This is a genomic window from Cupriavidus sp. SK-4, assembly GCF_000611125.1.
Taxonomy (GTDB): domain Bacteria; phylum Pseudomonadota; class Gammaproteobacteria; order Burkholderiales; family Burkholderiaceae; genus Cupriavidus; species Cupriavidus necator.
Genome location: NZ_JFJW01000079.1, coordinates 13614 through 22722, shown reverse-complemented (window position 1 = coordinate 22722; position 9109 = coordinate 13614). Strand labels below are relative to the sequence as shown.

Below are 9109 nucleotides of genomic sequence, written 5' to 3'. Positions count from 1 at the left end.
GGGGGGGGGGGGGGGGGGGGGAGCCTGCTGCTAGGCGAGTGAGGTAAAGATGCTCAAGGAGTCAAGCCGCTTCCGCCAGCGGCGCCTGCGCCTTGATCCCCATCTCGCGCAGCACCTCCCCAATTGCCGTCACCACGTTGCGCATCTCGTTGTCATCAATCGCACCAATGCACCCGACGCGGAAGGTCTCCATCTGCGTCAGCTTGCCCGGATACAGGATGTAGCCGCGCTCGCGCACCTTGGCGTAGAAGGTCTTGAAGTCATAGCGCGCATCGGCGGGGGCATGGAAGGTGACGATGATTGGCGCCTGCACCGCCGACGGCAGGAAGGCGCGGAAACCGAGCGTGGCCATGCCCTGCACCAGCGTGTTGCAGTTCCTGTGGTAGCGCGCGCCGCGCACCGGCTGGCCGCCTTCTTCCAGGAACTGGTCGAGCGCGGTGCGGAAGGCCGCCACCACATGCGTGGGCGGCGTGAAGCGCCACTGCGTGGTCTTCTGCATGTAGACGTACTGGTCGTACAGGTCCAGCGCCAGCGAGTGGCTGTTGCCCTGGCTGGCTTCCAGCACGTCCTTCTTCACCAGCACGAAGCCCATGCCCGGCACGCCCTCGATGCACTTGCCGGTGGCGGCCACCAGCGCGTCGAACGGCATGGTGCGGGCGTCGATCTCGATCGCGCCGAACGAGCTCATGGCGTCGACGATCAGCCCCTTGCCCAGCCGCTGGCACAGCGCGGCGATTTCCGGCAGCGGGTTGAGCACGCCGGCGCCGGTCTCGCAGTGCACCTGCGCCACGTGGGTGATCGACGGGTCGCGCCGGATGGCCTCTTCGATCACCGCGGCGGTGGCGGGCTGGTCTTCGGGGATCGGCAGTTCCACGCTGGCGCGGCCCAGCACCTTGCAGATCTTGAGGATGCGCTGGCAATAGGCGCCGTTCTGCGGCACCAGCACCTTGCCGTCGCGCGGCACCACGTTGGCAATGGCGGCTTCCACCGAAAAGGTGCCGCTGCCCTGCATCGGCACGCACACATGGGTGCCTTCGCCGTGGACGATGCGCACGAGGTCGTCGCACAGGCTGCGCGTGATGGCGTTGAAGGCGGCGTCCCACGAACCCCAGTCGCGCAGCATGGCCTGCTTGGTGGCGAGCGAGGTGGTCAGGGGGCCGGGGGTCAGAAGGATCGGGTCGTTGCCGCGAATCATGGTGAGCTCCTGATTGGGAAGGAGTGGAGATAAGAGAAGGTCAGTCGTTGCCCTGGCGCCAGGCCTGGGTCTTGCAATCGAGCACGCGTTGCAGCAGGTAATAGAGCAGGCAGGCGAAGGCCGAGGTCAGCACCACCAGCGTCGCCATCGCCGCCGCGGGGCCAATGTCGCCGGATTCATCCAGGTTGACGATCTCGACCGAGGCCAGCTTGGTGTCGGCACCGTACAGGAACACCACCGCCGAAACCGTGGTCATCGCATTGATGAACAGGTAGCGCGAGATCTCCAGGATGGCGGGCAGGCAGGCCGGCACCGTGACCTTGAAGAAGGTCTTGTAGAACGGCACCTTGAGCGACGCGGACACGGCCTCGAACTCGCTGTCGAGCTGCTTGAGCGCGGTGACCGCCGTCAGGTGGCACGACGCGTAATAGTGGACGATGGTCACCAGCACCAGGATCCCCAGCGTCTGGTACAGCCCGTGCATCGGGTTGGCCTGCGGCACGAAGAAGAAGATGTAGCCCAGGCCCAGCACCAGCCCGGGCACGCCCATCGGCAGCACCGCCATCAGCCGAACGAAGCTGCGCAGCCAGTCCATGCCGCGGGTCTTCTCCAGCAGGTAGGCGGTGGCAAAGATGAACACCGGCCCGATCACCGCGGCCAGCCCCGCCATGCGCAGGCTGTTCAGGTAGGAATCGACCACGCCGCCCTCGACCAGCCCCACCCGGTAGTGGTTCAGCGACAGCGAGAAGTTGTACGGCCACAGCTTGACGAAGGATGCGTAGATCGCCATGCCCATCACCGCCAGCATCAGCGCCGCCATCAGCCAGCAGAACACCGCCATGGCCAGGTCGAAGCGGCGGCTGCGGCGCGGCACGTAGGGCACCGAGCGTGCCGACATCAGCGCCATCTGGCGGCGCTGCACGCGCGCGTCGACGTAGTAGGTGACGGCCACCGGCACCAGCAGCATCAGCGACACCACCGCGCCCTGCGAGAAGTCCTGCATGCCGATCACCAGCTTGTAGATGTCGGTGGCCAGCATATGGAAATTGCCGCCGATCACCTTGGGGATGCCGAAGTCAGAGATCGCATAGGTGAACACCACCATGGCCGCGCTGACCAGGCCGTAGCGCGCACCCGGCACGGTGATGGTGAAGAACTTGCGCACGGTCGAGGTGCCCAGCGCATCGGCCGCCTCATAAAGCCGCGCGTCGGTCAGCGACAGCGCGGTGATCAGGATCATCAGCGCATGCGGGAAGGTGGCGAACACCAGCGAGGCCACGATGCCCAGCGGCCCGTAGATCTGGGTGCTGCCCATCCACGGCTTGAACAGCCCCTGGTTGCCGAACCAGAAGATGAAGGAGATCGCCGCCAGCAGCGATGGCGCCAGCAGCGGGACCAGCGCCAGGTTGCGCAGCAGGCCCTTGCAGGCGATGCGGCTGCGCGTCAGCGCATAGGCAAAGCTGAATGCCAGCGGCACCGTGATGCAGGTGGCCAGGGCAGAGACCCACAGGCTGTTCCACACCGAGCGCAGCAGCGCGGGCGACTCGAAGTACGCGCGGAAGTGCGCGATGCCGGCCAGGCTGCCGTCGCGGTTCTGCACGCTCTTGGCCAGGATCATCACGATCGGCGCCAGCACGAAGCAGGCGAGCGCCAGCGCGGCCAGCGCCAGCAGCACGTGGGCGAGGCGGTCGGTCCAGTGCGCGCGCACGGCGGTTGCGACCAGGGCCGGCGGCGCGGGTTGCGCGCCAGGGTTGGCAGGCCCGGCCGGCGCGCTGGTGNGCCGGCGCGCTGGTGGCGGGGGCGGGGACGGTATCGGTGGCCGGCATGGTGGCAGACGTATTGGCCGGCGCCGCAGTGAGACTCATGCGCATGCGTGGCGGAAAATGCGGATACGGTCAGCGGGAATGGCCAGGCGCAGCAGGTCGCCGGTGTTCGGGCGCAGCTCGTGCAGGTCATTGAGGGAGAGGTCCGCGTATAGTGCGCCGGACGCCGCGTCAGGCAGGCGCAGCGTCAGCCGCGAGAACGCGCCGAGGAACTCGATCTTGTCCACGGTGGCCTCCAGCACGTTGGGGCCATGCTGTTCGATGCCGCGCACGCATACGTCTTCGGGGCGGAAGAACACCTGCACGTCCTCGTCGGCGCAACAGCCCGGGGGCGCGGCGCAGCGCATGCGCACGCCGCCCAGGTGCAGCTCGCCGTCGCCGCAGACGCGCGCGCCCAGCATATTGGTCTTGCCGACGAAGTCCGCGGCGAACGGTGTGGCCGGGCGCTGGTAGATCTGCGCCGGCGTGCCCACCTGCTCGATCGCGCCCTGGTTCATCACCACGATGCGGTCGGCCATCGACAATGCCTCTTCCTGGTCGTGCGTGACCAGGATGGTGGTGATGTTCAGCCGCTGCTGCAGCGCACGGATCTCGCTGCGCAGCCGCACCCGCACGCGGGCATCGAGCGCGGACAGCGGCTCATCCAGCAACAGCAGGCCCGGCGAGGTGGCCAGCGCGCGTGCAATTGCCACGCGCTGCTGCTGGCCGCCTGAAAGCTGCGCCGGGTACTGGTTGCCGCGCTCGGGCAGCCCCACCAGCGTCAGCAGCTCATCCACGCGGGCGCGGCGCTGGTCGCGCGGCATGCGGCGGTTGACCAGGCCGTAGGCCACGTTGTCCGCCACCGTCAGGTTGGGGAACAGCGCGTAGGACTGGAACACGATGCCATAGTCGCGCTCCATCGGCGGCAGCGTGGAGATGTCGCGCCCGCCCTGGTGGATGGTGCCGGCGCTCTGCGATTCCAGCCCGGCGATGATGCGCAGCAGCGTGGTCTTGCCGCAGCCCGACGGGCCCAGGAAGCACAGCAGCTCGCCCTGGCGCACGTCCAGGTCGATATGTTGGAGTGCCACGAAGGCGCCGCTGCTGCCGCCGAAGCGCTTGTGGATGCCTTTCAGGCTGAGGTAGGTCTCGGCCGTGGATGGGGAGGTCTGCATGGCGTGGGGGCCCGGTGTGTTCTGTTGGGGACCCGGCGTCCTCTGCCCCAGGGGGCGAGGGCGCCGGTACAGGACGGCGCTCAGGCGCTCAGGGCTGCTTCTCCGACTTGCTGGCATAGCGCTTCTGCCACTCGGCCAGCACGCGCTCGCGGTTCTTGGCGATATGGCTGAAATCGTTCTTGACCAGCATCTGCTCGTAGTTGGCCGGGATGGTCTCGATCTTCCTCGCCACGCCCGGATAGGCGACGATGGCCCAGTCCTTGGCAAACAGCTGGTTGGCCTCCTTGCTGGCCAGCCAGTCCATGTAGCGCTGCGCGGCCTCCATCTTCCTGGTGCCCTTGACGATGCCGGCAGCCTCGATGTCGTAGCCCAGGCCTTCCTTGGGGAAGATCATCTCGATCGGCGCGCCCGAGGCCAGGGTCTTGTGCGCGCGCAGCTCGAACGAGATGCCGATCGGGAACTCACCCGAGCCGGCCTGCTTGCATGGCTTGGAGCCCGAATGGGTGTACTGGGCGATGTTCTCGTGCAGTGCATCCATGTACTTCCAGCCATCCTGCTCGCCATAGAGCTGCAGCCAGGCGGTCACGTCCAGGAAGCCGGTGCCGGAAGAGGCCGGGTTGGGCATCACGATGGTGCCCTTGTAGATGGGCTTGGCCAGGTCCTTCCAGGTCTCGGGGCGCGGCAGGTTGCGCTTCTTGGCTTCGATGGTGTTGAAGCAGATGGTTGCGCCCCAGACGTCCAGCCCCACCCAGGACGGCGGGGTGGCCTTGTCGCTGTAGTCGCGCGTCAGTTTCTCGAAGCCCTTGGGCGAGTAGGGCGCCAGCATCCCTTCCTGCTTGAGCAGTTCCAGGCTCGACGCAGCCAGCCCGGCGATCACGTCGGCCTGCGGGTTGGCCTTTTCGGCCAGCGCCTTGGCGGTGATGACGCCGGTGGAATCGCGCACGTACTTCAGTTCGATATCGGGCGCCACCTTGGCAAAGCCCTCGGCGTACGGCTTGAGGGTCTCGATCTCCCACGCCGTGTAGACGGTGAGGGTGGTCTTCTGGGCCAGCGCCGTGCCGGAGGCGGCTAGCGCAAGCAGGGCGGCGGCGGTGCGCAGGGTGGATGTGAAGGACGGTTGCATGGGGACTCCTTCTGGCATTGTAGGTGGAGATATGTGTCAATTTGGTGAGTATGTTGCATTTCCGCAGGGCATGCCGCACAACATTGAGTCACCGTAAAACCATTGTTCTACAACACTTGCAAGACATGTGCCTGATTTTTTGCGCTCCGTACGTCACCATCTGCGCCACACCGATGTCTTGATTGTTGACAATATACAAACCGCTTGCTTTAATGGCAATAAGGATTTTCGATATTGCGCAATCCGTCACAAACGGGAGTTTTCATGTCACGCCAAGCACCGCTGGCGAGCGAAATCACCATCCTGCAGAGCCAGTCCCTGGCCACCCTGGTGCAGCGCGAACTGGAACTGCGGATCATGTCGGGCGACCTGCCCCCCGGCGCCAAGCTCAATGAGATCGAGGTGGCAGGGCAGCTCAATGTGTCGCGCGGACCGGTGCGGGAAGCCTTCCGGGCGCTGGAGCAGGCCGGCCTGCTGCGCACCGAGAAGAACCGCGGCGTGTTCGTGCGCGCCATCTCGGTGGAAGAAGCCGATGAGATCTATGAACTGCGCGCCGTGCTGGATGAGTTCATCGGCCGCCAGCTGGCCGCCCGCATCACGCCCGAGGGCCTGCGCGAACTGCGCGCGCTGGTGGAATCGCTGGGCGTCGCCAGCCAGGCGCGCGATGTCGATGAATACACGCGGCTGAACCTGGAGTTCCACGACCGCATGGTCGAACTGGCCGGCAACCGCAAGCTGCTGGATACCTACCGGCGCCTGGTCAAGGAGCTGACGCTGTTCCGGCGCGAAGCGCTGTCCGGCAGCCACGCCGCCATGCCCGACTCCACCCGCGAGCACCGCGCCATCGTCTCGGCGATTGCCGCGCGCGACGGCGAACTGGCCGCGCGCCTGATGCGCGAGCACGTGGAGCGTGGCCGCGCCCGCATGCATGCCGCGGTGGACCCGGCCAGCGCCGACAAGGGCGCCGCTGCCTGAATCCGACCGTATCCATTGAAAGTACCGACCCCGATCGCGCCCAAGCACAGGAACCCCAACATGCCCGACACCAATGCCCGCACCATTACCGTCAACCAGCGCACCTACCGCTGGATGCAGCAGCCCGTCGTGGTGGTCTGCGTCGACGGCTGCGAGTTCGACTACCTGGAAGCCGCCGCCGCCAGCGGCCGCGCGCCCTACCTGAAGCGGCTGCTGGAAGCCGGCTCCGCCTTCCGCGGCGCCTGCGTGGTGCCCACCTTCACCAACCCCAACAACCTGTCCATCGTCTGCGGCGCGCCGCCCGCGGTGCACGGCATCTGCGGCAACTACTTCTTTGACCGCAGCGCCAACGGCGGGCGCGGCGAGGAAGTGATGATGAACGACCCCAAGTACCTGCGCGCCGGCACCATCCTGGCCGCGTTTGCCGACGCCGGGGCCAGCGTCGCCGTGGTGACCGCCAAGGACAAGCTGCGCCGCTTGCTGGGCCATGGCATGCAGGGCATCTGCTTCTCGTCGGAGAAGGCCGACCAGGCCACGGTGGAAGAGAACGGCATCGACCGCGTGGTCGAGCTGGTCGGCATGCTGGTGCCTGACGTGTACAGCGCCGAGCTGTCTGAGTTCGTCTTCGCCGCCGGCGTGCGCCTGATGGAAACGCGCCGCCCGGACCTGATGTACCTGTCCACCACCGACTATATCCAGCACAAGTTCGCACCCGGCTCGCACGGCGCCAACGCCTTCTACGCCATGATGGACAAGTACCTGGCGCGGCTGGACGAACTGGGCTGCGTGGTCGCGCTGACCGCCGACCACGGCATGAACGCCAAGCACGACGACGCCACCAAGGCGCCCAACGTGATCTACCTGCAGGACCACCTGGATGCCTGGCTGGGCCGCGGCGTGGAAGACGGGGGCGCACGCGTGATCCTGCCGATCACCGATCCCTACGTGGTCCACCACGGTGCGCTCGGATCCTACGCCACCATCTATCTGCCCGACGATGCGGATCCGGCCGCGATCAAGGCCCGGCTGTCCGACCTGCAGGGCGTGGAAAGCGTGCTGACCAACGCCGAGGCCTGCGCGCGCTTCGAGCTGCCGCCTGACCGCGTCGGCGACCTGGTGGTGACCAGCGACAAGCATGTGGTGCTGGGCACCAGCCGCAGCCGCCACGACCTGTCCGGGCTGGACGCGCCGCTGCGCTCGCACGGCGGCGTGTCGGAGCAGACCGTGCCGCTGGTATTCAACCGCGCCACGGCCGGTATCCCCGGCAAGGCCCAGTTGCGCAACTTCGACATTTTCGATGTCGCGCTGAACCATCTGCACTGAGTGCATCGAGCCGTACCGAACTGTATTGACCGGAGGACACTCATGAACGCCCCCCAATTCCCCGCTGGCGCCGTCAGCCCCCATTTCCGCGCCGAGGCCCTGCGCATCGACGGCCAGAAGATCGTGCGCGAGCGCGTGATCGAAGTGCGCAACCCGTATGACGGCACGCTGGTCGGCACAGTGCCCAAGGCGACGCTTGACGATGTGCGCCGTGCCTTCGAAGTGGGCCAGGCCTACCGCTCCACGCTGACGCGCTATGAGCGCGCCGCCATCCTGAACCGCGCCGCCGCGCTGCTGCGCGAGCGCACTGAAGAAGCATCGGACCTGATCACGCTGGAATCCGGCCTGTCCAAGAAGGATTCGCTGTATGAGATCGGCCGCGTCGCCGACGTGCTTGGCTTTGCCGCCACCGAGGCGCTGCGCGACGATGGCCAGCTGTTCTCATGCGACCTGACCCCCCACGGCAAGAAGCGCCGCGTGATGACCCAGCGCGAGCCGCTGCTGGGCGTGATCTGTGCCATCACGCCGTTCAACCACCCGATGAACCAGGTGGCGCACAAGGTGGCACCGTCGATCGCCACCAACAACCGCATGGTGCTCAAGCCGTCGGAAAAGGTGCCGTTGTCCGCGTTCTACCTGGCCGACCTGCTGTATGAAGCCGGCCTGCCGCCGCAGATGCTGCAGGTGATCACCGGCGACCCGCGCGAGATCGCCGACGAGCTGATCACGCACCCCGCCGTGGACCTGGTGACCTTTACCGGCGGCGTGGCGATCGGCAAGTACATTGCCAGCAAGGCCGGCTACAAGCGCGTGGTGCTGGAGCTGGGCGGCAACGACCCGCTGATCGTGCTGGACGACGCCGACCTGGACCGTGCCTCGGACCTGGCGGTGCAGGGCTCGTACAAGAACTCCGGCCAGCGCTGCACCGCGGTCAAGCGCATGCTGGTGCATGAGGCCGTGGCCGCGCGCTTTACCGAACTGGTGGTGGAGAAGACCCGCGCGTGGAAATACGGCGACCCGATGGACCGCGGCGTGGACATGGGCACCGTGATCGACGAGCAGGCCGCGCAGCTGTTCGAAGCCCGCGTCAATGAGGCAGTGGCGCAGGGTGCGCGGCTGCTGGTAGGCAACCAGCGCAACGGCGCCAGCTATTCGCCGACGGTGCTGGACCGCGTGGACCCGTCGATGACCGTGGTGCGCGAGGAAACCTTCGGGCCGGTTTCACCGATCATCACCTTCCGCGACGTGGACGATGCCATCCGGATTTCCAATGGCACCGCGTTCGGACTGTCCTCTGGCGTCTGTACTAACCGGATCGAGGATTTCACGAAAATCGCCAATTCGCTGCATGTGGGCACGGTCAACCTGTGGGAAGTGCCGGGCTATCGCATCGAACTGACGCCGTTCGGCGGCATCAAGGATTCGGGGCTGGGCTACAAGGAAGGGGTGCAGGAGGCGGCCAAGAGCTTTACCAACCTGAAGACGATTACGTTGCCGTGGGGGTGAGGCGCTGAGGAAG

7 protein-coding genes are annotated in these 9109 nt (G+C 66.6%); 3 read left to right on the top strand and 4 right to left on the bottom strand.

From position 1 onward, the window contains the following. Nucleotides 1-61: 61 nt before the first annotated feature. The 4 genes from CF68_RS17100 to CF68_RS17085 all read right to left on the bottom strand — a co-directional run bounded on the left by CF68_RS17100 (nt 62) and on the right by CF68_RS17085 (nt 5292). A complete protein-coding gene (locus CF68_RS17100) occupies nt 62-1195 on the bottom strand; it encodes a 2-aminoethylphosphonate--pyruvate transaminase (RefSeq protein WP_035820876.1) in 1134 nt (377 codons plus the stop codon). Between the two features lie 40 nt (nt 1196-1235). Continuing rightward, on the bottom strand, nt 1236-2903 hold the full coding sequence (locus tag CF68_RS17095; protein WP_051591562.1) for a putative 2-aminoethylphosphonate ABC transporter permease subunit: 1668 nt from the start codon (nt 2901-2903) through the stop codon (nt 1236-1238). Between the two features lie 153 nt (nt 2904-3056). After that, nucleotides 3057-4169 carry a putative 2-aminoethylphosphonate ABC transporter ATP-binding protein gene (locus CF68_RS17090; protein ID WP_035820872.1) on the bottom strand — a complete coding sequence of 371 codons (1113 nt, stop codon included), beginning with the start codon at nt 4167-4169 and terminating at the stop codon, nt 3057-3059. 88 nt (nt 4170-4257) lie between these two features. Further along, complete coding sequence (locus CF68_RS17085) at nt 4258-5292, bottom strand: putative 2-aminoethylphosphonate ABC transporter substrate-binding protein (RefSeq protein ID WP_035820871.1); 1035 nt, start codon at nt 5290-5292, stop codon at nt 4258-4260. Between the two features lie 264 nt (nt 5293-5556). Between CF68_RS17085 and CF68_RS17080 the strand changes: the two genes are divergently transcribed. The 3 genes from CF68_RS17080 to phnY are packed head-to-tail and all read left to right on the top strand — an operon-like array spanning nt 5557 to nt 9096. Then, entirely contained in the window at nt 5557-6267 is a 711-nt protein-coding gene (locus CF68_RS17080; protein ID WP_010812809.1) for a phosphonate utilization associated transcriptional regulator, read from the top strand. Between the two features lie 60 nt (nt 6268-6327). Further along, on the top strand, nt 6328-7590 hold the full coding sequence (gene phnA, locus CF68_RS17075) for a phosphonoacetate hydrolase (RefSeq protein WP_035820870.1): 1263 nt from the start codon (nt 6328-6330) through the stop codon (nt 7588-7590). 42 nt (nt 7591-7632) lie between these two features. After that, nucleotides 7633-9096, top strand: a complete 1464-nt coding sequence (gene phnY / locus CF68_RS17070) for a phosphonoacetaldehyde dehydrogenase (RefSeq protein ID WP_035820868.1) — start codon at nt 7633-7635, stop codon at nt 9094-9096. Nucleotides 9097-9109: the final 13 nt, after the last annotated feature.

Coding starts and splice junctions, on each gene's coding strand:
- CF68_RS17100 (WP_035820876.1), bottom strand. CDS start 1,195: ATGATTCGCGGCAACGACCCGATCCTTCTGACCCCCGGCCCCCTGACC.
- CF68_RS17090 (WP_035820872.1), bottom strand. CDS start 4,169: ATGCAGACCTCCCCATCCACGGCCGAGACCTACCTCAGCCTGAAAGGC.
- CF68_RS17085 (WP_035820871.1), bottom strand. CDS start 5,292: ATGCAACCGTCCTTCACATCCACCCTGCGCACCGCCGCCGCCCTGCTT.
- CF68_RS17080 (WP_010812809.1), top strand. CDS start 5,557: ATGTCACGCCAAGCACCGCTGGCGAGCGAAATCACCATCCTGCAGAGC.
- phnA (WP_035820870.1), top strand. CDS start 6,328: ATGCCCGACACCAATGCCCGCACCATTACCGTCAACCAGCGCACCTAC.
- phnY (WP_035820868.1), top strand. CDS start 7,633: ATGAACGCCCCCCAATTCCCCGCTGGCGCCGTCAGCCCCCATTTCCGC.